The following is a 23,532-nucleotide window of genomic DNA, read 5'->3' as shown; positions in this document are numbered from 1 at the left end:
CTCATGGCGCACCCGAGAGCTGGAACCCCCGCCCGCGACGAGGACTTGATCGACGTCGCCGCCGTCGAGCAGGCGTACTACAACGTGAAACCAGACCCGTCAGATCCGGGCCAACGTGTTGCGTTCGGCACGTCCGGACATCGCGGCACCAGCGTGAACGGGTCGTTCAACGAGGCACACGTGCTGGCGATGACGCAGGCGATCGTCGATCATCGCGAGCGTGCCGGGATCGACGGACCCGTGTTCATCGGCTTCGACACCCACCTGCTGTCGAAGCCGGCGTGGCGGTCGGCGATCGAGGTGCTGGCAGGCAACGGTGTCACGACGTTCACGGCCGTCGACGACGATTACACGCCGACTCCGGCGGTGAGCCGCGCGATCCTTCGGTTCAACACCGAGAACCCGGGCGTGCAGGCCGACGGCATCGTCGTCACTCCATCGCACAATCCGCCGGCCGACGGCGGGTTCAAATACAACCCGCCGAACGGTGGACCGGCGGACACGCCGATCACGAACCCGATCGCCGAGCGCGCGAATCAGATCCTGGAGAACGGGCTGCGTGATGTGCAGCGGATCCCGTTCGAGCGGGCCCGCGACTCGGAACTGGTGATCGACTACCCGTTCTCGGGGGAGTACGTGACCGCTCTCGGTGAGGTCGTCAATCTCGGCGCGATCGCTGCGGCGGGTGTTGAGATCGGCGCCGACCCGCTCGGCGGTGCCTCGGTGAACTACTGGTCGGAGATCAAGGACTTCTACGGTCTCGACGGTCTCACCGTCGTCAATCCGCGGGTGGATCCGGCCTTCGGGTTCATGACACTCGACACCGACGGCAAGATCCGGATGGACTGCTCGTCGCCGAACGCGATGGCGTCGCTGATCTCGCGTTGCGACGAGTTCGACATCGCGACCGGCAACGACGCCGACGCAGACCGTCACGGCATCGTCACCGGTGACGCCGGTCTGATGAACCCGAATCACTACCTCGCCGTCGCCATCGACTACCTGTTCTCGCATCGCGACGGCTGGCTGGAGAACGCGGCTGTCGGAAAGACGCTCGTCTCGTCGTCGTTGATCGATCGGGTGGTCGGAGGTCTCGGAAGGCGACTGCTCGAGGTTCCGGTCGGGTTCAAGTTCTTCGTCGACGGACTGCTCGACGGCACTGTCGGCTTCGGCGGTGAGGAGAGTGCAGGGGCGTCGTTCCTGACTGTCGACGGCCGCCCCTGGTCCACGGACAAGGACGGCATCATCATGAACCTGCTCGCCTCCGAGATCCTCGCCGTCACCGGGAAGACTCCGTCGGAGCGGTACGTCGAGCTCGCCGAGCAGTACGGCGAATCGGCGTACGCGCGAATCGACGCACCCGCAGGGCGGGAGCAGAAGGCGAAGCTCGGGGCGCTGTCGTCGAGCCAGGTGTCGGCGACGGAGCTGGCGGGCGAAAAGATCACGGCGATCCTCACTGAGGCTCCCGGCAACGGTCGCGCCATCGCTGGGCTCAAGGTGACCACCGACAACGCCTGGTTCGCCGCTCGGCCGTCCGGCACCGAGGACGTCTACAAGATCTACGCCGAGAGCTTCCACGGCCCCGACCACCTCGCGCAGGTCCAGGAACAGGCCCAGGCCCTCGTCGACTCGGTTCTCGCGGACTGAGCCTTCTCGCTGTTGCTTGAGAGGTCGCTAGAGTCGACTACGTGAGCACGAGCCGCGAGAACGCGAAGTACGAGCCGAAGTCGACGTCGAGTAGGACGTCGTATGTGTTGATTGCGGCGGCCGCCGTGGTGGTGGCGTTGGTGGTGGGTGGTGTTCTCTGGCAGATGAACAAGGACTACCCGCCGGTCGACGACAAGGTGCTGGCCGAGAACGCGTCGTTCATCGTCGGGGAGCGCACCGCGCCCGAGACGATCGACGTCTTCGAGGACTTCAACTGCCCGCATTGCAAGGCGTTCGAGGAGAAGTCGGGCGCGGCGATCCAAGCCAAGGTCGTTGCAGGTCAGGTTCGTGTTCGCTACCACATGCTGAATTTCTTGGACAAGGAGTCGGGCTCGGGTGACTTCTCGTCGCGCGGTGCAGGCGCGGTGTTGTGCGTGGCCCGCAACGACAATCGCGACGTCTTCTGGAAGTTGCACTCGCAGTTGTTCGCGAAGGCCGGCGACGACCCGTCGAATGCGGACATCGCGAAGCTGGCGGCTGCGGCGGGCGCTTCGCAGGCCTCGCAGACCTGCATCGCCGATGGTGCTCTTGTCGATGAGGCCCGCGGAATGGCTGATGCTTCGAGCGGTCAGTTGGAGAATTCGACGAAGGGCGACATCGTGACGCCGACTGTGCTGTCGGCGGGCACGGTGGTCGACGGCATCACCGACGGGCCGGCGTGGCTCGACGAGCTGATCGCGAACCCGCCGAAGTCTTGATCAGAACGGCGGTTCGCCTGCGCTGTTGAACTCCATTCCGGCGAGGACTTTCGCTTCGGCTTCAGCGCAGGCGCGTGCGAAGCGACGCTGCGACCGGAGTCGCATGCGGTAGGCGTGTTTGGTCGCCGCCCGGGTCGCGGACCGTTGTGGTGGCTCCGATCGGTCGGGCGTTCCGGGCTGGACGGGTGCGCCGTGCCTGCAGGGGAGCAGCCCGAGCCCGGGGACGAGCCATTGATTCGCGGCACGTGTCCGGACGGACTGCCCGGACGGGGTGACGGTCTCCACCCAGATGACTCCGTTCGCATCGATCACGAGGTCGTCGAGCCATCCGTCCACGAATGTCTTCACCAGATGGTGAAAACGGCACTTCGGCGCCAGGTTGCACGGGCACGTGGCGCCGCCGGTCGCGGGGTCGGCATGGTTGTACTCGGTGACGTGGTCTAGGTCGCACGACCACGCGGCCCGGGTGCAGCCTGGCACGGAGCATGTGCCGTGAACGGCGCGGACGGCGGTGTCCGTCGCCGCTGTCGGGCGGTACGGGTTGCCTGCCTGGGCGGGGTTGTCGGCGATCGCCGACATGTCGAGCGGTCGGACGGTGGCGTCGGGCCGTGCTGCGGCTTCCCGTACGTGGTTGGCGTCGATCACGCCGTATCCGTCCATCCATCCGGCCTTGTCCGACTCGCCGTTCAGCGTCGATGCATCGGCGACGACGTGGACGACGACCCGTGCGAAGCGCTCTGCCGCCTCGGCGTCGGACGCGGCGGCTGGGCATTCGGGGTTGCCGCAGTTGCACGTGAACTCGCCGCCGGTGAGGCGGGCGATCGCGAGGTCGGCGCGGCGGGCACCGACCGAACGGGAGTCGTCTGTGCACGTCAGTTCGGCGGCCGACGCGTCGACGGCCTTCTTGGCGAGTAGGACCTGCTCCGCGTCGGCGGCGATCGTCAGTACGGACTCGTCGCCGTCGTGCGAAACCGTGACGCCCTTGCCCCGCGCCTGCCGGGCGTCGCGCACGGCGTCGGGATCGGTCTCGGCGACGTGGCGGCGCGCGATCGACGCCGCATCACTCTTCGAGACGGAGCCGCCTTCCCGGATCTCGGTGGCGATCTCCGCGTCGACGACAGCCATGACGTCGGCGTCGACGATGGCCTTGCACTGCAGGATGATCTCGCGGAACGACGCGACGGAGATCAGGCCGTCGCGAAGCAGGTTCGCGACGCGCACGAGGCGGTCGCGCGCCTCCAACGCGTTGTCGACGACGGTGCGACCCGCGCCGTCCGACATGGACATGAGTGCCGCCACCTCGGCGCCGAGCACGGTCTCGGCGTCGAGCAGCAGGCGATCCGACTCGGAGTCGTCTCCCACGATGCCGGCAGTCCGACGGCTGAGGACCGCGATCACGAGTTGAAGCCGACGCCACATGAGATTCGACTCGGCGGCCCACAGCGTGCGGTAAGAACCCATGTCGTCGAAGTCGTTCCCCGTCGACTCGGTGCCGAGCGTGTTCAGGTCGATCCGATCAGCAGGCGTTGTGGCGTTCATCGTGCCGGCCCCCTCCGCTTGATCGAATGTATGTTCTATGTTACGTCCGATTTGCGACAGAAGCAATAGTTTTATCGAACAGGGTTGCGATATGCCTGGAGATGGAGTTGGATGCCCGCTCGAGGTGGAGTCGAGCCTCGGTCCAGGGGATTTGGTCGCCGCGAAGGCGGTACGGTAACTTAGCTAGCGCACTCAGAAAGGCAACGGCCTGGGTGCCTACAAGTGAACACGGGGCTATGGCGCAGCTGGTAGCGCACCACACTGGCAGTGTGGGGGTCAGGGGTTCGAGTCCCCTTAGCTCCACAATTGGAACCCCTCCGACCTGCGTCGGAGGGGTATTCTCGTTCCCTCCTGTTTGTTCGCCTCGGGCCCTATCGGGCGAACAGCGGGCCCCTCACGGTCGCCCGTTAGCGAAGGGCGGCACGGCTCCGTAACGGCGGTACTCATTCAGGCGCGCATGGAGTCCGCGCCGTCCGGTCTTTCCAGGGTTGGCCTTGCCGATGTAGAGCACAGGGCTCTCAGGCACCCACCGATCTCGAAGGTCCGCGACCGGCTCGGTGCGGTCAACGCCTTCGAAGTGGCCTGCGGGTGATATGTCGAGGAACTGCGGCGGTGCCCCGGTGGGCCGAACTCCCAAGTAGACGCCCGGCCCACGAGGCACGTCAGTTCGGGGTAACTCGCCGAATGGGACCCCGCCCCCAAATAGGGACGGATCGATCTCGGGAGGTAGGTCGCCGCAGTTCGGATACTCGCTCATCCGAACAGTGACCCACCGGGATCGCCGCAGACAGACTCGCTCGCAGACGCGCTCGAGCTATTCGCTCTACCTCGCAGGCGAGCCGAGCGAACCGCCCGCTGGTTTTTGACCCAATCCACAGGTAGGCGCAGGTCAGGCCGAATGGCCCGGGTCTATCGATTCGCCGATCGACAAACTCACCCACGCCGATAGGTCGGAGTCCTGGTGGAGTACGCCGCCGTCGACCGGAGCGAGCAGGTGGCCCGTGTGATCGCCTAGGTCGATTCTCTCGATCACGCTGCCGACCAGCCACACACCGGCATCGGCCAGTATTGGCACACCGTGTGGCCCTTCCTCCCAATTGCATGCGGCGAACTTGTCCATCGAGTCTCCAGTCTCCCCGCCGAACAGGTGCGCCAGCTCCTCGTGCTCCCGAGCGATCAGATGGACCGCGATGTGTTCGGCCTTCGCAGCCACGCCGTGGGTGTGGTTGGCACGTGAGATCGCCACGAGGAATCGTTCCGGGTCGATGCTGGTCTGGGTGGCGAAACCGACCAGGCAGCCGGACAGCTCGTCGCCGAAGCGAGTAGTGATGACGTACAGCGGGCGGTCGACCGCGACTACTGCATCGAAGGCTTCGGCCGCGCCATTGGTCTCGCTCATCTGGTCTCCATTCGGGTCCTAGTTCAGGCAATCAGCGGCCGGTCCACGCCATCAGGCGCTCCAGCGGCCAGGTGTTCACGATCCGGTCCGCCTCGATGCCGTGGTGCAAGGCCCGTTCGGCACCCAGCCTGCTGAATTCGAGCTGACCCGGTGCGTGGGCGTCCGAATCGATGGCGAACAGGCAGCCGAGCCGGAGCGCGAGCGCGATCAGTTCGTCAGGCGGATCCACACGTTCGGGACGCGAATTGATCTCGACCGCGGTTCCGTGCGCAGCGCATGCGGTGAAGACCGCATTGGCGTCGAAGGTCGACGGCGGGCGCCCACGGCCGGTGATCAGACGTCCGGTGCAGTGTCCGAGGACCTGCACGCGCGGGTTGCTCACGGCTGACACCAGCCGGGAAGTCATCGGGTCATGCTCCATCCGCAGCTTCGAATGCAGCGAGGCCGTCACCACGTCGAGACGGCCGAGCATCTCCGGCGACTGATCCAAAGAGCCGTCGTCGAGGATGTCCACCTCGATTCCGGACAAGAGACGAAACCCGTCGCAGTGATCGCGGTTCCAGGCATCGATGACGTCGAGCTGGTCGCTCAGGCGCTCCGCGCTGAGCCCGTGGGCGACCGTCAGTCGCGGCGAATGATCGGTGATCGCCAGCCACTCGTAGCCCAACGCGACGGCGGCGTCGGCCATTTCCGGCAACGGTGCGCCACCGTCGCTCCAGTCGGTGTGCGCATGAAGGTCACCACGGAGCAACGCCGCCAGCGGCTCGGCGTCGGGCATCGGCGACGGTGCCTGCTGGAGCTTGTCGAGGTAGCTCGGCAGCTCACCGTCGAGGGCTTCGGTCACGACCGTCGCGGTCACCTTGCCGATGCCGGGAATAGCGGTGAGGGTCCCGGCGCGACAGCGTTCGGCGAGGTCTCCGGGGTCGTGACCGGACACTGCGATCGACGCTCGACGGAAGGCCTCTACCCGGTACGTCTTCTGCCGGTCGCGCTCGAGCAGCCACGCGATGCGCGAGAGTGCGATCGCGGGAGTCACCGGTGGAATCAACGGTGCGAACGGCTTCATGACTGCTCTGTCTCGTCGACGTCGCGGATATGGCGGACCGTATCTGACGCTACCCGCTGAAGGCGACCCGCGTAGCGTCCGCAGTCGATGCATCGATAGTCCAGGCATGGGGGCCATCTCGTGGGGGAGACGACATCGTTCGTTCGTGGCGGCTGCGTCGGCGATCATCGGCGTGCTGATCGCCGCCGTGGTGCTCGATGGCCGACCGGAGCCGAGTCGAGCCGTTACGTCGGAGCGCACGGGGGACTGGACCCGTCCGCCCGCGGAGTTGTTCGCCGCTCCCGGACGGCTCGTCGCTGCGTCCGACTCGCGGTGGATGCTCGCGGCCGGCTCCGGGACCGTGTACCGGTACTCCATCAGAGACTCGACCGGGCGCACCGTCGGCGCTGATTTCGACGCAGGCTTCGACGCGTGCGCCCGCACGCGGTCCGGTGTGCTCGGATGCCAGATCGGGGGAGGGTTCTACACAGTCGACCTGGAGACGGAAACTCGAGTCCGCCTGGCAGCTGTGCCCGAGTCTCCTGGCGGCATCGGGCCGACGGCGCTCGCCGACGGCTGGATCGTCGGGCAGTACGGCGACCAACGTGTCATCTCCGCGAGCGGAGATGCGAGATGGCGCGTCCCCGCAGGTGAGAACGTCGTCGACGACCTGACCAGTCCTCGGGAGAAGGTGGCTCCACTCGTTGTCACATATCTCCCGGCGACGAATCATCGGCGGGTTCGCAATGCCGATTCCGGCGAGGTGCTCGCGGACTGCGAATGCGCCGTCACACTGCTCGCCGACGGGTTCGCGACGGAGCGGTCCGCGGGGGTCACGACCGTTCACGCCGCAGACGGCAGCACTGTGGAGACGCTCGGCGCCGGAGTCCGAGTGATCGGCGGCGGTCAGGAGACGTTGTACGCGGAACCCTCCGGGCAGGTCGATGCCGGGCCCTCTCACTTCCGTGTCCGCACGGACGCCGGCCGTGTCGTCTGGGAGGGTGAATCGACCAACGGGCCTCCCCGGTTGTGCGGAGACTGGTTGTTGGCGCCGACCGGTGCAGTGTCGATCAGATCCGGTGCACGGCTTTCAGCGGTGGCCCAGAGCGCCTACGACTGCCTCGGGTCCGGCGACGACTGGGTCGCCATGCCCGACGTTGTGCTCGCATCCGATGAGCGGAATTGGCGTCCGAAGAACGGACTGCTCGATCTTGTCGACGGAATGCTCGTCAACACCGTCTCGAACACCAGCGGTGGAGCGCGCGCGGTGGTCGTCTACTCGCCGACCGAACCCGCCGCCCCGTCGATTCCACAACGGGCCGGGGAGCCGGACTTCACCACCCGTCTGACGTTCACCTTTCCTTCGCCGGGCGCGTCGAATGAACGAACCGAGATCACCCGGGTTCGATACTCCGCCACCGACAGCCAGTGGACGGTCGGCGCCGACGGAGTGACACAGGTCGGAAAGTCGAGCGTGCGCAGGCCGGCACAAGAGACGTTCGTCGTCTCAGACACCGGTGCCATCGTCGGCACGACCGTCGAAGGCAAGCCGATCGATCCGCCGTGTGGTCCGTACACCGTCACGTTGGACGCCGCGGCCCGGGTCGTCGTCGCTCGAGGTGACGGACGGCCGGTCGGCGTTGGTGCGCAACCCGACCCAGATCACGTGGTCGCGGCGGGTGCGACGTGTGTCGGCTTTTCTGATCGACACTTGGCGTTCGCGCTGGCCGGGTCGGCCGGGATCACTCTGCTTCCGCTCAGCGCATCCGCCAGGTCTCGTGTGCTGCCGGACGCCACCGGCTTCGCGTCGGGGCGGCCGTACGCAGTGTCAGACCGGCCATCGACGATCACGGTGTATCCCGCGATTCCTTGAAGCAGGATCAGCCGCCCGTGCGGTCAGTCACGACGGGGCCGGTGGTCCAGCCGCCGTCGACGGCGAGCTCAGCGCCGGTCGTGTAGCTGGCAGCGTCGCTGAGGAGGTAGACGACCGCCCCCGCCAGCTCGTCCGGCCGGCCCACGCGGCCGATGGGCGCGTCGGGGAATCCGCCGTCGTCGAGACTGATCCCGATGGGAGCCGTCATCGGCGTGAGGACCATGCCCGGGTGGACGGAGTTCACCCGGATCCGTTCAGCCGCCATCTCGACCGCCGCGACCTTGCTCATCCCGCGGACTCCCCACTTGGTGGCGCCGTACGAACCGGTGAGCGCCAAGCCTGTCAGCCCGGCTGCCGACGAGATGTTCACAATTGAGCCACCGCCTGCGCGACGGAGTGCGGGCGTCACAGTCTTCATGCCCAGGAACACGCCGACCAAGTTGATCTGCACAACACGCTGGAACACGTCGAGGGGTTCGTCGACGATCTTCACGCCGGTGGCGACCGTGCCCGCGTTGTTGACCAGCCCGTCGACTCGTCCGAAAGCGGTCTCAGCAGCGGTGACGACGGCACTCCACGACTCCGGATCGGTGACGTCCAGGTGCATCGACCTGGCGGCGTCGCCGAGGTCTGCGGCGACCGCCGCCGCCTCGTCGGTCAGCAGATCGCCGATCATCACCGATCCGCCTGCGGCGACGATGGCGCGCGCGAACGCCTCGCCGAGACCGCGGGCACCGCCGGTGACGATCACTGCCTTGTTCTGAAGATCCATGACTGTTCCTATCCTCTGGGTTTCTTGGGAGGTTCTGTGAGCGGTCCGAACATCGCGCGCGCAGCGGCACAAGCCGCGGCGGACATCGGGGTGCCGGTGCGGATGAGCTGCTCGATGGCGACTACCACCAGTAACGCCGCTTGGCCGGCCATGACCGATGTGGTGACGTCGTCCGCTTCGATGAGTGCGGCGATGTGTGGACGCAGCCTTTGCGCAGCTTCGTACGAGGCTTCGAGCCAGATGCGACGCAGTGCCGGATCATCGATGACCGCTCCCATCAGTGCACGCGTGTGGACCTCGTCGTCGTCGGCGAACGTCTGCTCGATCGCGCGCATGATCGCAGTGGGAGCGTCGCCCGGTGTCGGCTGAGCTGCGAGCGCGGTGACGTAGCGGCTCAAACCGTCGTCGAAGAGTGGCCGGAGGCTGTCCTCTTTTGTCGGGAAATAGCGGTAGAACGTCCGCTCCGACATCCTGGCGGCGGCTGCGAGGTCGGACACCGTCGCGCGACTTCCGCCCGCCGCCACGAAGACGTCGGCGCAGCGCTGCGAGATCACCAACAGTTCAGCTGTGCTCAGCGGTGGACGGGCCATGATCCGACCCTAAGCCTTAATGGCAGAAACTGACACTAAAGTGATGTGGGTCTCTTGTTCACTCCTTGTCGCGGGGCAGGATCATCACGGGTACGGACGACGCGCGGACGATCCGTGCAGCCGCTGTCCCGAGGAACACGTGCTGCATCTGTGCTGCAGCCCCCGACCCGAGAAGCAGGAGGTCGCCCGGTCGCCAGTCGATGTCGTGAACCGCCGACTGCCAGTCCCGTCCCACTCCGACTGCGATCTGTGGCTTCGCCGAAGCGAGGGCGTGACGTGCCTCGTCGAGCTCGCGATCGATGTCGTCGCGAGTCCTCGTCCACCACTTCTGGAGAACGAGGTTCTCGGCGGCGGCGGGATCGGTCGTCCCCATGATTCCGCTGACGTCGCGCACGGTGAACGATGCGACGCGGAGGGGCACGTCCCATGATGTGGCCAATGACGCGGCCGATCTGATGAGTCCGTTGACGTCGGCTCTTCCGCCGAACGCGGCGGTCAGCCGCGTGATCGGGACGGCTCCCGGCTGATACCCGCGCGGTGCGATCGCGACTGGCACCTCAGCGGTATGGACCAACTGCTCGGTGACACTGCCTAACGCGATTCGCCCGAGCACTCCCGAGGAGGACGACCCGACGGTCACCAGGCTCGCCGAGTGTTCGACGGCGGCCGCGGAGAGCCCGTCGCGGATCGAGGTCGCCTGAACCACTTCGACACTCACACTCGGGCCGGCGCGCACGTCGTCGACAGCACCGTGCAGAGCGCGTTCGGCCTGCACCGCGACGTAATCGATGTATTCGTCCTCGACCGGGTCCACCGTGGCGGGTCTGCGACGCTCGACGACCGCGGCGGCGACCAAGTCGTCGCCGGTGGTGCGGGCGATCTGGCTCGCCAACGCAACCGGTGCGGAACCTTTGCTGCTGGCGCTGAAGCCGGCGAGGATCGTCACTGGACCGAGCCTGACGAAGTCATCCGTGCGACGACATGCGTCACCGGCAGGTGGTGTTCAGCGCGTGCTCGGTCGATGACGTCGAATCGCTCCCACACCGACTCCTCGGGCGGCAGGGTCGAGATGACGATCCGGTCGGGCCGGTGCTCTTCGACGGCGGCGGCGAGCGCGCGAAGTGGTCGGTAATCGCCGAGGCCGCCCTCCGCGGCGAATCCTTCCGTCCTCAGGGTTGCGAGGGTCTCCTCGAGCCGTTCGTTCGCGATTCGTGTCGTCGCCTCCCAGACGTCGAGGGGGCCGTGGACGTCGGCTGCCCTGGTCTCGATCGGGCTCGCCGGGACGACGACGTGGAACATTGTTCCCCGATCTGCGCCGATCGAACGGAGCTCCGACAACAGCTCGTCCGACCCGACCGTCTGATTCGCCAGGACGACGATGCTCGTCGGCCGATGGCCTTGAACCGCGGTGTCAGGAGTGGCCGGACGTGACTGAACGAAATATCGATTGGCGAAGAACAGCACGATCACCACGCCGAACGCGAGCAGGCTAAGGACGAGCTGGGAGCGAACGGCCTCATCGATGTACATCTGGACGAGAATGGCGAGAATGGCGACGATCGTGAGGATCGACAGGACTGGGAAAAGCCACATCTTGACTTTGAGATTCTCGCCTCCGTTCCGGAGTCGGAGGACAGTCTGCGAGACGGCGATCAGGAGATACACGAACAGGATGATCGCGCCGGACGAGTTCAGCAGGAACGCGAAAATCGTCTCCTCCCAGAACGCGGCGGCGATGACGCAGACGAAGCCGATGATCGACGAACCGATGATCGCGTACATCGGAACGCCGCGCTTGGTCACCTGCACCAACTGTGCGGGCGCCTCCCGGCGGGCGGCGAGAACGAACAGCATGCGCGACGCCGTGTACATTCCGGAGTTCAAGCACGACAGGACGGCGGTGAGGACAACCGCGTTCATGATGTGTTCGGCAGCCGGGATTCCCATCTGCTCGATCGCCGACACGAACGGCGAGGCGGCGAGATCGTCGCTGTTCCAAGGCAGGATCGCGGTGAGCAGGAAGACCGAGCCGACGAAGAAGATCGCGATTCGCACGATCACCGAATTGGCGGCCTTGGCGACTGCTCGCTCGGGGTTCTCCGACTCGGCGGCGGCGATGGTCGCGATCTCCGCGCCCACCATGGAGAAGATTGTCAAGACCACGCCCACGGTCACCGCGCCCACGCCGAGCGGAAAGAACCCGCCGTGCGAGGTCAGGTTCGAGAAGTCCATCTCTCGGTTCGGCCAGAGGCCGAAGACGAAGCAGAACCCGAGGACGATGAACAGGGTGATGGCGGCGACCTTGATGCCCGCGAACCAGAACTCGAACTCTCCGAAAGAGGCCACCGAGAACAGGTTGGTCGCGGTCATCGCCGCGAGCAGCAGCATGGATGTCAACCAGATAGGCGCCGACGGTATCCAGAACTGGATGATCTTCGCACCCGCGATCGCCTCGAATCCCACCACGACCACCCAGAAGTACCAGTACAGCCAGCCGACGGAGAATCCGGCCCAGTTGCCCATCGCGTTGCGTGCGTAGTCGGAGAACGAGCCGGTCGAGGGGTTCGCCACGGCCATCTCCGCGAGCATGCGCATGACCATGATGACGAGCACGCCCGCGAGGGCGTACGTGATGAACGACGCCGGTCCGGTCGCCTTGATGACAACACCGGAACCGACGAACAGTCCGGCGCCGATGACGCCGCCGATCGCGATCATGCGGAGTTGTCGTTCCGACAACGCCTTCTTGAGTTCGGGAGTCCCGCTCAACCTGATACCTCCTGGTAGGTGGACGTCAGGCGATGTGCCGCATCCAGTAGTGATGGAGATCACAAACAGTACGGGTAAAGGGTCCCTCGAATACGGGGTTTTGAAATCCGACGGAACGTAACGAAAGATCGTCCTCCTTTTACGTGTCGTAAACCATTGAGGAGGCTTCGAGACGGGCATCGTTGAAGGCATGTCTGAACGTCATTCTCCAGTCATCGGAATCGTCGGTGTCCCGACTCGATGCCGGTGGGGAGGCGTGTGGGACCGAGGGGTCGTCATGGTGCCGGACACCTACCTCCGCGCTGTCACATCAGCGGGCGGGCTCGCCATGCTCTTCACCCCGAGCGGTGTGCTGCTCGACGCGGTCTCGCGTGTGATCGAGATGGTCGACGGTGTTGTTCTCGTCGGCGGCGGGGACCTGGACCCGGCCTGTTACGTCGGCGCCGACGACGGTCGGACCGGACCGACGGACCCACTTCGTGATGAGGTGGAGATCGCGGTGGCTCGTGCCTGCATCGAGACCGGTGTACCGCTGCTCGGCATCTGCCGAGGGCTGGAAGTGCTCAACGTCGCCTGCGGCGGCGACCTGATCCAGCACGTCCCCGATGTGACCGGCACGTCGACTCACTTGGCGACCTCCGGAGTGTTCGAAAGGCACCCGGTGCACCTCGACGGGGGATCGCGGGCTGCCGCGCTCGCCGGAGCCGAGGACATCGTCGTCGACTCGCACCACCATCAAGCGGTGGGCCGACTGGGTGTGGGCCTGCGCGTCACCGGGCGTGCCCCGGACGGCATCGTGGAAGCCGTGGAAGCGGTGACGGCCGGCGGAGCGTACGCAGTGGGAGTCCAATGGCACCCGGAGGAGGACCCGCAGTCGACCGTTGTCTCGAGATTCGTCGAGGTGGTCGCGTCGCGACGGGACTGAGACGAGAACGACCCCCCGGCCGACGCGGTGGCGTCTGCGCGGTGGGGCCGCTCAGGAGGTCGTGAACTACGCGGTGTGCGCGTCGGCCACGAACAGTGCATCGTTCAGGATTCGCAATCCCTCCCGGGCGTCGGCGACGCTGATGTTGCACGGCGGAACCACATGGATGCGATTGAAGTTGGCGAACGGCAGGAGCCCGCCCTTGCGGCACGCGGCGACAGTCTCCGCCATCGCGGGACTCGAGCCGCCGTACGGTGCGAGCGGTTCGCGGGTCTCGTGATCCCTCACCAGTTCGATCGCCCAGAACACTCCGGCACCGCGGATCTCGCCGATCGAGGGGTGCGTGGCCTGCATCCGCGCGAGGGTCGGTCCGATGACATCGGCGCCGATGCGGGCCGCATTGCCGACCATGTCTTCGTCCTCCATCGCGTTGATGGTGGCGACGATTGATGCGGTCGCGAGCGGATGGCCCGAGTAGGTGAGGCCACCCGGGTACACACGGTCAGAGAACGTCGCGGCGATCTTGTCGTTGATCGCGACACCGCCGACCGGAACGTATCCGGAGTTGACCCCCTTCGCGAACGTCATCAGATCGGGAACGACGGGTCCCGCCGCGGTGGTGCCGTGCTCGATCGAGAACCACTTCCCGCTGCGCCCGAACCCGGCCATCACCTCGTCGGCGATCATGACGATGCCGAATTCCGTGCAGAGGTCACGAACCCCGGCGAGGTACCCCGGCGGCGGGATCATGATCCCTGCGGTACCGGGAATCGATTCCAGAATGATCGCTGCGATGGTGCTCGGGCCTTCGAGCTCGATCACCCTGCGCAACTCTTCCAGTGCACGGTCGCACTCCTGCTCCTCCGAGTCGGAATGGAACACGGATCGGTACAGAAACGGGCCGTTGAAATGGACCACACCGTGCGCGCCCCGGTCGCTCGGGAACCGACGAGGGTCGCCCGTCAGATTGACGGCCAACTCGGTTCCGCCGTGGTAGCCGCGGTACCGTGCCAGGACCTTGTGCTTGCCGGTGTGCAGGCGAGCCATGCGAACCGCGTGCTCGACGGCGTCGGCGCCGCCGTTGGTGAAGAAGATGCGATTCAAGTCGCCGGGTGTGCGCTCGGCGATGAGTCGAGCGGCTTCGCTGCGGGCGGCGTTGACGTGCTGCGGCGCGATTGTGCACAGCTTCGCAGCCTGTTCCGAGATCGCGGCGACGACCCGGGGATGTTGATGGCCGATGTTGGTGTTGACCAGCTGGGACGAGAAATCGAGGAGCTTGGTTCCTTCGCCGTCCCAGACGTGTGATCCTTCGGCGGCGATCACCGTCATCGGGGCGAGGGACCCCTGTGCGGACCAGGAATGGAACACGTGTGCGCGATCGAGCTCGTACGCCCGCGCGCCTTCTGCGACGGCGACCTCGAGATCGACACCGCCCGGAAGTGCAGTCATGAGTGGTCCTCTCAGATGTTCTGTGGGAAGCCGAGATTGATACCGCGGTTGGCCGGGTCCTGCCAGCGAGTGGTCACGACCTTGCCTCGGGTGAAGAAGTGAACGCCTTCGGGGCCGTAGGCGTGGGTGTCGCCGAAGAGTGAGGCCTTCCATCCGCCGAACGAGAAGTGCGCGCTCGGAACGGGGATGGGCACGTTGACGCCCACCATGCCGACCTCGACCTCGTTCTGGAATCGGCGGGCGGCTCCGCCGTCCTGTGTGAAGATCGCGGTGCCGTTGCCGTACTGGCAGTTCGAGATCAGTTCGAGGCCTTCTTCGTAGGTGTCGACGCGGATCACCGAGAGCACCGGTCCGAAGATCTCGTCGGTGTACACGCTCATGTCGGGTGTCACGTGGTCGAGCAGGGTGGGGCCGACCCAGAAGCCGTCGGTAACGTCGCCGCTCGAACCCTCGGTCGCGGTCACGTAGCGGCCGTCGACGACCACCGTCGCACCGGCCGACTCTCCGGCCTCGATGTAGCCCGCGACCTTGTCCCGGTGGGCGCGGGTGATGAGGGGGCCCATGTCGGCGCCGCCGGTGCCGTCGCCGGTGACGAGTGTGCGGGTTCGTTCGGCGATCTTCGCGACCAACTCGTCGGCGATGTCGCCGACTGCAACGAGAGCGGACACCGCCATGCAGCGTTCACCAGCCGATCCGAATCCGGCGTTCACCATCGCGTCTGCGGTGATGTCGAGGTCGGCGTCGGGAAGCACGATCGCGTGGTTCTTGGCGCCTCCGAGTGCTTGGACTCGCTTGCCGTTGGCCGTGCCGGTCCGGAAGACGTACTCCGCGATCGGGGTCGAGCCGACGAACGACACCGCCTTGATCGCCGGGTTCGACAGCAGTTCGTCGACGGCGGTCTTGTCACCGTTGACGACGTTGAAGACGCCGTCGGGCAGGCCGGCCTCGGCGAGTGCTCTCGCGATCCAGAGTGCGGACGACGGGTCCTTCTCACTCGGCTTCAGAACCACGGTGTTGCCGGCCATGATGGCGATCGGAAAGAACCACATCGGGACCATCGCCGGGAAGTTGAACGGGGAGATCACCGCCACCGGGCCGAGCGGCTGCCGGATCGACGAGACGTCGACCATGCTGGAGACGTTCTCACTGGCCTCGCCCTTCAGCAGGTGATTCATCCCGCAGGCGAACTCGACCACTTCCTGGCCACGCGCGATCTCGCCGAGAGCATCGGAGTGCACCTTGCCGTGTTCCGCGGTCAGGATCGCGGCGAGCTCGTCCTTGCGGGCGTTCAAGATCTCGCGGAACGCGAACATGACACCGGTGCGCTTCGCGAGGGACGTGTCGCGCCATGAGGGGAAGGCCTCTCGCGCCGCGTTGATGCCCGCCTGCGTGTCGGCGACATCGGCGAGAGCGACCTGCCCGGTCACGGCGCCGGTCGCCGGGTTGGTGACCGGGGCGTAGGCGCCGGACGCTCCGACGTACGTAGTGCCGGCGATCCAGTGATCGATGGTCTGGGTGGTGATGTCAGTGAGGGTCATGTCTCCACTGTGGCGACGAGATCGACCCGATTCGTCCAACATACCGTCAACATTTCGGCATCCAGACTTACACTTCGTCCATGGCGTTGACTGTGGCCGACATCCTCGCGCTTCCCGTGGTGCGTGCGGGCGATCCGGAGTTGCTCGTCGACGCCGGGCTCGACCGGGTGGTTCGCTGGGTGCACGTGGGAGAGTCGCCCGCCGTCGCCGAACTCTTGACCGGCGGCGAACTGATCCTCACAACCGGCGGCCCGCTGACGACGGATCCTCACCGTTTCTGCACGGCCCTCGCCACGTCCGGAGTGTCCGGGCTGATCGTGGAACTCGGCCCCGGCCTGCCGCAGATACCCGAGCCCGCGATCAGGGTGGCGGCCGAGGTCGGATTCCCCCTGGTCGCTCTCCATCGCGAGGTCCGCTTCGTCGCGCTCACCGAGCACGTGCACCGTGTGATCGTCTCCGAACAGTTCCACGAGGTCGAGTTCGCGCGGCACGCCCACCAGGTGTTCACTGAACTGTCGATGCGTCGCGCCGACGCAGAGGAGATCGTCGGCAGTGCTGCCGAACTGCTCAGCACGCCGGTCGTTTTGGAGGATTCCGCCCATCACGTGCTCGCTCTCGCCGAACACGGGCACACCGCCGCCGAACTCCTGACGGGGTGGGCCGGACGTGCGCGGACGGACGGGGTGGGGCTGGCCGTGGGAGCCGACGGTGTTGTTTTCGCGCGCATCGTCGCGCCGCTCGCCGAGCCCTCTGCGCGGGTGTCGACAGTCCTCGAGCGGGCCGCGCAAGCCCTTGCGTTGCGGGAGATGATCGAGCGCGACCGGGCAGCCTTGGAACAGCAGGCCCAGCACGGACTGCTTGACGACCTGCGTTCTGCTCGCGTCCCCGACGAAGCGGGGGCGTCGGCCCGGGCCCGGACTCTCGGTCTTCGTGTCGCCCGCTACTACGTTCCGGTGAGCGTCGGCGTCGACATCGAGGTCGGCAGTGACGAGATCAGCACCCGCCGTCGAAAAGTGCAGGTGCACGACGGCTTCCGTCATGCCCTCGGTTTGGCGAGACTGACGGCGATCAGCACGGTCACCGGCACCGGACTCAATGCTGTGATCGCGTGCACAGGTTCCGACCCGAACGCGGCCATCGACAAGGCGGGTCGGCTCGTGATCGCCGAAGTGGGACGAGTGCGTGGTGTGCGGGCGGTCCACGTCGGTGCCGGACCGGTCGCGGGGCGCATCGTTGATGCTGTCGCGGGCCTCACCGAGGCCGAACACGTGTCGGCGGTCGTCGCCGCGATGTCGTCCGGCGCACCTCGCGTGTATCGCGTCGCGGACACCCGCCTGCGCGGACTCGCCGCGATGCTGGCCGACGATCCACGGGCGAGCGCGTTCGCGCGCGCCGAACTGCGGCCGCTTCTCGCCGCTCCGGATGCCGCCGAGATGATCGACCTGCTGCGGACATTCCTGGAGGCGGCCGGAAACAAGACGGAGATCGCACGACGGCTCCACCTCTCGCGCCCGACGTTGTACGCGCGCATCGCCGAACTTCGAGAGCGGCTCGGGGTGGATCTCGACGACGGCGAATCGAGGGCGTCACTGCATGCGGCGCTGTTGATCCTCGACGTCGCGCGAATGTCGACTTCGACGTAACCTGCGATCGTGCGCTCGCCGATCCCGGACTACCTCGCCGAAGCCCTCCGATCCGTGGAGGCCGACCAGTCGGGCGCCACGGCCGACTACATCCCGGAGCTGGCGAACGCCGATCCGGACCGGCTCGCGGTCGCGTTCTGCACCGAAGACGGTCGGCGGTACTCGCAGGGAGACTGCGACGTCTCGTTCAGCATCCAGTCGATCTCCAAACCCTTCGTCTACGCGTTGGCCCTCGCCGATCGCGGTTTCGACGAGGTCCTCGACTCGATCGGTGTGGAACCCAGCGGCGACGCGTTCAACGAGATCTCTCTGGAGCCGGGGAGCGGCAGGCCTCTCAACCCGATGATCAACGCGGGCGCGATCGCGGCCCACACTCTCGCCGGACCGGCAGGCGTCGCACCACACGACAGGATCGATCGGATCGTCGACGGTCTGAGCGCGTTCGCCGGTCGCAGGCTCGACGTGGACGAGGCCGTTTTCGCGTCGGAGATCGGCACTGCGTACCGCAATCGTGCGTTGGCGAACATGCTCCGCGCGAACGGAATCATCGCGGAGGACCCGCTGGTGGCGGTGACGGGATACACCCGACAGTGCTCGCTCGCGGTCACCGTCGACGACCTCGCGCTGATGGCGGCGACACTCGCCAATCGAGGCGTGAATCCGGTAACCGGGGCGCCGGTGGTGCCGCCTGCGGTAGTGCGCCAGACGCTCAGTGTGATGGCGACCTGTGGAATGTACGACGCGGCCGGCGATTGGATGACACGGGTCGGGATCCCCGCGAAGAGCGGAGTCGCAGGTGGGCTCATCGGCGCACTCCCGGGGCAGGCCGGCATCGCGACCTTCTCGCCGAGACTGGACCGGCACGGGAACAGCGTGCGCGGCGTCGAACTGTTCCGGCGGTTCACCTCGGACATGGGCATGCACCTCATGGAGGTTCCTCCCGCAGGCCCGTCGGTGGTCCGTGGACGACGTGTGTTCGGCAAGGGTTCACATGCCGTCGTCGTGGTGTCGCTGCAGGGCGACATCCGCTTCGCCGGCGCCGAACGAATTCTCCGCGAGTTCGAAGACGAGCCACCGACGCAGAAACGAATCGCGATCAGCCTGGTTCGCGTCAGCACCGTCGGTGACGTGGGGAGGCGCATGCTTCTCGAAGCCGTACGGCGTCTCACCATGGACGGCCACGACGTGTATCTGATCGACCCCGACCGAGTTCTTCCAGATCCAGACCCGGGAGACGGCGGTCGCGTGACCGTCGTCGGACGCCGAGAGGATCTCCTTCCGCGCGGAACGCAGGACTAGGTCCGGACGATCGGGTTTCGAATAGCAGCTATCAGAATTCTGATAGCTCCGTTTGGAGCGCGCTGAGCTGCTCGGCTACCCACAGAGGTGCCGACACAGGGTCGGCCAGGATCGGGGTACTGAAGATGACGTACGCAGCCTCTGTCGCCGATGTGATCACGGTCAACGTTGCGGCCGGCCATTGTCTCGCGGCCACGCCGCTGACCGCCGACGACGAGATGGCGGTCAGGCGGGTGGCGTCAGGGGAGTCGGCAGTCACCGAGGAGATTGCACGCGCCGTTCGTGACGTCCACGGGCACGCGTACAAACGCCGCACCGCCGCGCTGCGGATCAGCGAGATCGAACGCGATCCGTGGGTGTACGCGGGGCCGTTCGATCTTGCACATCTGGAGCGAGTGCATCGTCAGGTGTTCCTCGACTGCCCTCAGCGGACAGACCTTCTGAGCACTGCGGACGCGTCGTCGCTCGACCTGCTGCGATCGGTCCTCGACCACATGGCCCATGAACGCCCTGCGCTGCCCTCTTCCGACGCGGTCTGCGATCTCGCGGCCGAACATTGGGCGAACCTCGCCTACGCGAGCGCCGCCGTCGGAGGCGATCGCCGCGTGGAGCGAGCGTTCATCCAGCTGTACCTGCGCCAGGTGGGATGGGACCTCGACTGGTCCCGCGTTGATCTCGGCGACGTGTCGGCGGCCCGTCGAATCGCGATCTGCGACGACCAGGACAGATACTGCGATTTCCGCTGGCTGTCGGCCGCGCTCCGGCCGGGAATGGTCCGCTTCGGTCAGTCCGTGGCTTCGACCCCACTGATCGTCGACGACGTGTGCGAGCGTGCCATCGAGGGATTCCGTCGGATGTCGGCGGCCAAGCGCAGGGGAATCGATCCTCGGGCGTACTTCGTCGGCGCGGAACAGGCCGAGCCGTGACATCGGGTACTGGATCGAGCCCCGACCGACGGTTGCCGCTCGACTACCTCCGCACAGTGGTCGCGGTGTACCGGACCGGATCGTTCAGTGCGGCATCGCGTCGGCTGTGCATCTCCCAGCCGACCGTCACCAACCACATACGGTTGGTCGAGGAGCACTTCGGGCAACCGTTGTTCGTGCGAACGGCGGCCGGAGTGTCGCCGACGCCGACCGGGCACGAGATCGTTGTGCAGACCGTGCATCACATCGACAGCGTCGAGCGAGTGATTCGCGGCTCCGGGGCGAGCGATCTGTCGGGTCGGCCTGTGACGCTCGGCGGACCTCGCGAGTACGTTTCGCTTCACGTCTTGCCTGCATTGTCGAGGGTTCGAGTCGGACTGCCCCGGATAGACGTCGCACTCGGTGAGTCGGCGGATCTCATGTCGAGGCTGGAGGGCGGTGAGCTCGACCTCGTGATCACAACCGTCCGTCCGAGGGGCGCCGACATCACCTCATGGCCGTTGGCCGACGAGGAGTTCTGGCTGGTGGGCGCCCCCGAGTTCGGACTAGCCGGAGCTCCGTTCTCGCGGATCGACGCTGCACCGCTCATCGCCTACAACCGAGAGCTGGCGATCGTCCGGCGCTACTGGAACACCGTCTTCGAGTCGGAACCACGATTCGACCCCGTCATGACCATTCCCGATTTGACGTCGATCCGGGCCGCGGCCGTGGCGGGCCTCGGGATCACCGTCCTCCCGAGCTACCTCGTCGCCGATGACGTGAGCGCGGGCCGATTGGTGCGGATCGACGAAGTGGCAGAACCGCCGATCAACACGATCTTTCTTGCAGCGTCGAGCGCACTGATCGCGGCGCGTCCGCGGGTGGCGATGTTGGCACAGATGCTTGCGCATGAGGTGAAGCGATGAAGGTGCGGATCTCTTCGCGTCCGGACTTCTTAGCGGCGTAGAGCGATGCGTCGGCCACGGCGACAGCGTCGTCGAACGGCACCTGGCCGATCGGCACGTCTGTTGCGGCGCCGATGCTGACCGAGCACCGGACAGCTGTCGAGACACCGTCGTGGGTGCGCGTGAACTCAGCGCGGATCGCCTCGGCGATTCCGGTGACCTCCGCAGTGGCAGCACCGGGGAGCAACGCACAGAACTCGTCGCCCCCGTATCGGGCCAGGACGTCGCCGGGCCGCAGCCGACGCCGGACGATGGTCACGAAAGCCTCCAGGACATCGTCGCCGACCGGATGCCCGAAAGCGTCGTTCACCGCCTTGAAGTCGTCCAAGTCCATCAACATGACCGCCGCGTCCGCGCCTGTTCCCGTGAACTCGGCTAGTCGGCGCTGAAGACCCGCACGGTTGAGGGTGCCGGTATGGGCGTCGTGGACGGCCGCGTCAGCGAGGCGATGATCAACACGTTCGCGGGAGGCGAGCATTTCGAGGACACCTGTCATCACAACCAGAATCATCAACATCAGCGCGGTCACGGACTGGACGCCGCTGCTGCCCTGCGGGTCTGTGGCGGCTGGTGTCCATACCGACGCCGTCATTCGAGCCGCCATCGTCGCGACCCACAGCCACAGCGCGACGGCCAGACCGGCCCGCCACACGAGGCGGTCGATCCGATTCGCGCGGTGTGCGTGGAGGGCCGCGGCGCTCAGCGTCACGATCACGCACACTCCGTTGAGATGAGTCTGAGCTGCGATGTCGGTGTAGATGTCCGGTGTTGCCAGATACCCGATCGTCATGACTGAGGGTGGTGCGGCGATGGCCCACCGCGGGAGTCGCCGACCGTCGAAGCTGATCATTCCCGCGGCGTTCGAGGTGACGGCCAGAACGATGAGCGCGTTGGCGATCACGACCGACACGAAGTCCGGAATCGACCCCCGCGCAGCCATCAGGCCGGCGCCCACCGCTCCGATGAGCTTGGCCGAGCCCCACAGCAGCATCGACACCTCATCCCGCTGCAGCAGATACTGCAGCACCTGCAGGACGCCGATCACGACGGCGGCCGCCGCAATCGCGGCCCACAGTGTCGTCGAGTCGAGCATCGGCCAAGGATGTCACAGTCATCGGCTCTAGAAGTCTTGTCAGGCAGGCATCAGTTTTGTGATGGCCGGTGTGACCCGGGTGCGTAGTGTCCGGGCCGGCGATACAAGTCAAAGACACGTGGGAGGGCCATGTGAGTCGCGACGTCGCGGTGCCGGAGGAAGTCCTGGACCTGCTGCTGGCGACGTTCTGGTTGTGGGAGGCCGAGACATCTGTCCGTCGTTCGAGGTTCCGGGCGCGATCGCCGTTACAGGCGGCGGGTGATCCGCTCGGCGAGTTCGCACGCGCGGGCTTCTTCAACGCCGGTGACCCCGCCGGCGTGATTCTCGCGTGGTTGTGGCGCACGGACCCCGCCACGGCAGTGGTGGCGATAGAGGGATACCACCGAGCCCTTGCCGACGCTTCGGCAGACGAGTCACCGTCGCATACGGACGTGCTCGCGGCGCTCGAGATGGCCCTGCCGTGGGATTTCGGACCGGCCGAGGCTCAGGAACTGCGCGGTGCCGCCAAGAACTGCCGAACGTCGGGCATGTGACGGCTGCCCGACTTATTCTTGCCCGATGACGACAGGCGGCGATCGGCCGTATCCCGGACGGAATCTCACCTACCTCGGTTTCGCGGCGATCGTGGTGGTCTATCTACTGCTCCTGCAAGCGGGTGGCCTGCTCATCGGCAATGCCGCAGGCGAGGACTCGATGGACACCACTCGCGGAGTGGTGTTCACAACACTGATCCCGATCGGCCTGGCGCTCGTCTTCACCTATGGAGTCATCGCCGGCCTGGGATGGACTCGCTCGGTATTCGTCGACGACAAACCTGTGAATCGATGGGTGTGGGCGGTTCCGGTGATACTCGGGATCGCGATCCTCCTCGGCATCGACTACGGTGCTCTGGCCGACAAGGGGCTGGTGTTCACGCTGGTGCTGCTGATCGCGACGCAGTTCGTCGGCTGGGGCGAGGAAGGCATGTTCCGAGGCATCGGAGTCACAGTCTTACGTCGGCACGGACTCACGGAAGGCCGCGTCGCACTCTGGTCGAGCCTGATCTTCGGAGTCGTCCACCTGAGCAACATCGTCGGCCACGGGGCATCGGCGATTCCGCAGGCGATCATCGTCGGCCTCGCAGGCTACTTCTTCTACCTGACCCGACGGGTCTCGGGCAGCAACGCGGTGAACTCGGTCCTGCATGGACTCTTCGACTTCGCCCTGCTCAGTGGCAGTCTGGCTAGCACAGCGTACGTCGGGACGTTCGCGCCGATACTCGCTTATCCAGTTCTGGCGGTGCTCCTGTTGGTGCGCCGGAACGCCATCGAGACCAGCCGCTGA

20 protein-coding genes and 1 tRNA gene are annotated in these 23,532 nt (G+C 66.2%); 11 read left to right on the top strand and 10 right to left on the bottom strand.

Features of this window, described 5'->3' with window-relative positions:
• Positions 1-3: 3 nt before the first annotated feature.
• A complete protein-coding gene (gene pgm / locus JVX90_RS13055; RefSeq protein WP_205329177.1) occupies positions 4-1,647 on the top strand; it encodes a phosphoglucomutase (alpha-D-glucose-1,6-bisphosphate-dependent) in 1,644 nt (547 codons plus the stop codon).
• Positions 1,648-1,688: 41 nt separating this feature from the next.
• A complete protein-coding gene (locus JVX90_RS13050; RefSeq protein ID WP_205329176.1) occupies positions 1,689-2,405 on the top strand; it encodes a thioredoxin domain-containing protein in 717 nt (238 codons plus the stop codon).
• On the opposite strand, the gene JVX90_RS13045 is transcribed toward JVX90_RS13050, so the two are convergent.
• On the bottom strand, positions 2,406-3,944 hold the full coding sequence (locus JVX90_RS13045) for an HNH endonuclease signature motif containing protein (protein WP_205329175.1): 1,539 nt from the start codon (positions 3,942-3,944) through the stop codon (positions 2,406-2,408). It abuts the gene before it with no gap.
• A 230-nt stretch (positions 3,945-4,174) separates the two neighbouring features.
• Here JVX90_RS13045 and JVX90_RS13040 point away from each other — a divergent pair.
• Positions 4,175-4,247, top strand: a tRNA-Ala gene (locus JVX90_RS13040).
• A gap of 586 nt (positions 4,248-4,833) precedes the next feature.
• On the opposite strand, the gene JVX90_RS13035 is transcribed toward JVX90_RS13040, so the two are convergent.
• Both JVX90_RS13035 and JVX90_RS13030 read right to left on the bottom strand, forming a co-directional pair.
• Complete coding sequence (locus tag JVX90_RS13035) at positions 4,834-5,343, bottom strand: flavin reductase family protein (RefSeq protein ID WP_205329174.1); 510 nt, start codon at positions 5,341-5,343, stop codon at positions 4,834-4,836.
• Between the two features lie 31 nt (positions 5,344-5,374).
• The gene (locus JVX90_RS13030) at positions 5,375-6,409 is read right to left on the bottom strand and encodes a PHP domain-containing protein (RefSeq protein WP_205329173.1); all 1,035 of its coding nucleotides are present in this window, start codon (positions 6,407-6,409) and stop codon (positions 5,375-5,377) included.
• Positions 6,410-6,515: 106 nt separating this feature from the next.
• Between JVX90_RS13030 and JVX90_RS13025 the strand changes: the two genes are divergently transcribed.
• Positions 6,516-8,261 (top strand): hypothetical protein, encoded by a 1,746-nt coding sequence (locus tag JVX90_RS13025; RefSeq protein ID WP_205329172.1) that lies wholly within the window; start codon positions 6,516-6,518, stop codon positions 8,259-8,261.
• A gap of 7 nt (positions 8,262-8,268) precedes the next feature.
• Here the strand turns inward: JVX90_RS13025 and JVX90_RS13020 are convergent, their stop codons facing one another.
• From JVX90_RS13020 to JVX90_RS13005, 4 genes are read right to left on the bottom strand one after another with little or no spacing between them, the layout of a single operon-like run.
• Positions 8,269-9,033, bottom strand: coding sequence for a glucose 1-dehydrogenase (locus JVX90_RS13020; protein WP_205329171.1), 765 nt, complete (start codon positions 9,031-9,033; stop codon positions 8,269-8,271).
• Between the two features lie 8 nt (positions 9,034-9,041).
• On the bottom strand, positions 9,042-9,623 hold the full coding sequence (locus JVX90_RS13015; protein ID WP_205329170.1) for a TetR family transcriptional regulator: 582 nt from the start codon (positions 9,621-9,623) through the stop codon (positions 9,042-9,044).
• Positions 9,624-9,681: 58 nt separating this feature from the next.
• Positions 9,682-10,569 (bottom strand): universal stress protein, encoded by an 888-nt coding sequence (locus JVX90_RS13010; protein WP_205329169.1) that lies wholly within the window; start codon positions 10,567-10,569, stop codon positions 9,682-9,684.
• Positions 10,566-12,392: an amino acid permease gene (locus JVX90_RS13005; RefSeq protein WP_205329168.1), complete on the bottom strand. Its 1,827-nt coding sequence runs from the start codon at positions 12,390-12,392 to the stop codon at positions 10,566-10,568. Before JVX90_RS13005 ends, JVX90_RS13010 begins: the two co-directional genes overlap by 4 nt.
• A gap of 190 nt (positions 12,393-12,582) precedes the next feature.
• Here JVX90_RS13005 and JVX90_RS13000 point away from each other — a divergent pair, with 190 nt between their 5' ends.
• Positions 12,583-13,317, top strand: coding sequence for a gamma-glutamyl-gamma-aminobutyrate hydrolase family protein (locus JVX90_RS13000; RefSeq protein WP_205329167.1), 735 nt, complete (start codon positions 12,583-12,585; stop codon positions 13,315-13,317).
• A gap of 66 nt (positions 13,318-13,383) precedes the next feature.
• On the opposite strand, the gene JVX90_RS12995 is transcribed toward JVX90_RS13000, so the two are convergent.
• Complete coding sequence (locus JVX90_RS12995) at positions 13,384-14,766, bottom strand: aspartate aminotransferase family protein (RefSeq protein ID WP_205329166.1); 1,383 nt, start codon at positions 14,764-14,766, stop codon at positions 13,384-13,386.
• A gap of 11 nt (positions 14,767-14,777) precedes the next feature.
• Entirely contained in the window at positions 14,778-16,304 is a 1,527-nt protein-coding gene (locus JVX90_RS12990; RefSeq protein WP_205329165.1) for a CoA-acylating methylmalonate-semialdehyde dehydrogenase, read from the bottom strand.
• Between the two features lie 80 nt (positions 16,305-16,384).
• Here JVX90_RS12990 and JVX90_RS12985 point away from each other — a divergent pair, with 80 nt between their 5' ends.
• The 4 genes from JVX90_RS12985 to JVX90_RS12970 all read left to right on the top strand — a co-directional run bounded on the left by JVX90_RS12985 (position 16,385) and on the right by JVX90_RS12970 (position 21,077).
• A complete protein-coding gene (locus JVX90_RS12985; RefSeq protein ID WP_205329164.1) occupies positions 16,385-17,947 on the top strand; it encodes a PucR family transcriptional regulator in 1,563 nt (520 codons plus the stop codon).
• Between the two features lie 9 nt (positions 17,948-17,956).
• Positions 17,957-19,246 carry a glutaminase gene (locus JVX90_RS12980; protein WP_205329163.1) on the top strand — a complete coding sequence of 430 codons (1,290 nt, stop codon included), beginning with the start codon at positions 17,957-17,959 and terminating at the stop codon, positions 19,244-19,246.
• Positions 19,247-19,371: 125 nt separating this feature from the next.
• Entirely contained in the window at positions 19,372-20,172 is an 801-nt protein-coding gene (locus JVX90_RS12975; protein WP_205329162.1) for a hypothetical protein, read from the top strand.
• On the top strand, positions 20,169-21,077 hold the full coding sequence (locus JVX90_RS12970; protein ID WP_205329161.1) for a LysR family transcriptional regulator: 909 nt from the start codon (positions 20,169-20,171) through the stop codon (positions 21,075-21,077). The genes JVX90_RS12975 and JVX90_RS12970 overlap by 4 nt, the downstream gene beginning before the upstream one ends.
• On the opposite strand, the gene JVX90_RS12965 is transcribed toward JVX90_RS12970, so the two are convergent.
• On the bottom strand, positions 20,980-22,209 hold the full coding sequence (locus tag JVX90_RS12965) for a GGDEF domain-containing protein (RefSeq protein ID WP_205329160.1): 1,230 nt from the start codon (positions 22,207-22,209) through the stop codon (positions 20,980-20,982). The two genes, JVX90_RS12970 and JVX90_RS12965, sit on opposite strands and share 98 nt — an antisense overlap.
• 131 nt (positions 22,210-22,340) lie before the next feature.
• Between JVX90_RS12965 and JVX90_RS12960 the strand changes: the two genes are divergently transcribed.
• A complete protein-coding gene (locus JVX90_RS12960; RefSeq protein ID WP_205329159.1) occupies positions 22,341-22,742 on the top strand; it encodes a hypothetical protein in 402 nt (133 codons plus the stop codon).
• Positions 22,743-22,767: 25 nt separating this feature from the next.
• The gene (locus JVX90_RS12955) at positions 22,768-23,532 is read left to right on the top strand and encodes a CPBP family intramembrane glutamic endopeptidase (RefSeq protein WP_205329158.1); all 765 of its coding nucleotides are present in this window, start codon (positions 22,768-22,770) and stop codon (positions 23,530-23,532) included.

This window comes from Gordonia sp. PDNC005, from assembly GCF_016919385.1.
In the GTDB taxonomy this organism is placed as follows: domain Bacteria; phylum Actinomycetota; class Actinomycetes; order Mycobacteriales; family Mycobacteriaceae; genus Gordonia.
This window is presented reverse-complemented; position numbering and strand designations above follow the sequence as displayed.

Excerpts from the sequence above, each read along its gene's own strand:
- JVX90_RS13035 (WP_205329174.1), bottom strand. The coding sequence starts at position 5,343 with ATGAGCGAGACCAATGGCGCGGCCGAAGCCTTCGATGCAGTAGTCGCG.
- JVX90_RS12995 (WP_205329166.1), bottom strand. The coding sequence starts at position 14,766 with ATGACTGCACTTCCGGGCGGTGTCGATCTCGAGGTCGCCGTCGCAGAA.
- JVX90_RS13030 (WP_205329173.1), bottom strand. The coding sequence starts at position 6,409 with ATGAAGCCGTTCGCACCGTTGATTCCACCGGTGACTCCCGCGATCGCA.
- JVX90_RS12985 (WP_205329164.1), top strand. The coding sequence starts at position 16,385 with ATGGCGTTGACTGTGGCCGACATCCTCGCGCTTCCCGTGGTGCGTGCG.
- JVX90_RS13045 (WP_205329175.1), bottom strand. The coding sequence starts at position 3,944 with ATGAACGCCACAACGCCTGCTGATCGGATCGACCTGAACACGCTCGGC.
- JVX90_RS13000 (WP_205329167.1), top strand. The coding sequence starts at position 12,583 with ATGTCTGAACGTCATTCTCCAGTCATCGGAATCGTCGGTGTCCCGACT.
- JVX90_RS12955 (WP_205329158.1), top strand. The coding sequence starts at position 22,768 with ATGACGACAGGCGGCGATCGGCCGTATCCCGGACGGAATCTCACCTAC.
- JVX90_RS12965 (WP_205329160.1), bottom strand. The coding sequence starts at position 22,209 with ATGCTCGACTCGACGACACTGTGGGCCGCGATTGCGGCGGCCGCCGTC.
- JVX90_RS12975 (WP_205329162.1), top strand. The coding sequence starts at position 19,372 with ATGACGTACGCAGCCTCTGTCGCCGATGTGATCACGGTCAACGTTGCG.
- JVX90_RS13020 (WP_205329171.1), bottom strand. The coding sequence starts at position 9,033 with ATGGATCTTCAGAACAAGGCAGTGATCGTCACCGGCGGTGCCCGCGGT.
- JVX90_RS13015 (WP_205329170.1), bottom strand. The coding sequence starts at position 9,623 with ATGGCCCGTCCACCGCTGAGCACAGCTGAACTGTTGGTGATCTCGCAG.
- JVX90_RS13025 (WP_205329172.1), top strand. The coding sequence starts at position 6,516 with ATGGGGGCCATCTCGTGGGGGAGACGACATCGTTCGTTCGTGGCGGCT.
- pgm (WP_205329177.1), top strand. The coding sequence starts at position 4 with ATGGCGCACCCGAGAGCTGGAACCCCCGCCCGCGACGAGGACTTGATC.
- JVX90_RS12990 (WP_205329165.1), bottom strand. The coding sequence starts at position 16,304 with ATGACCCTCACTGACATCACCACCCAGACCATCGATCACTGGATCGCC.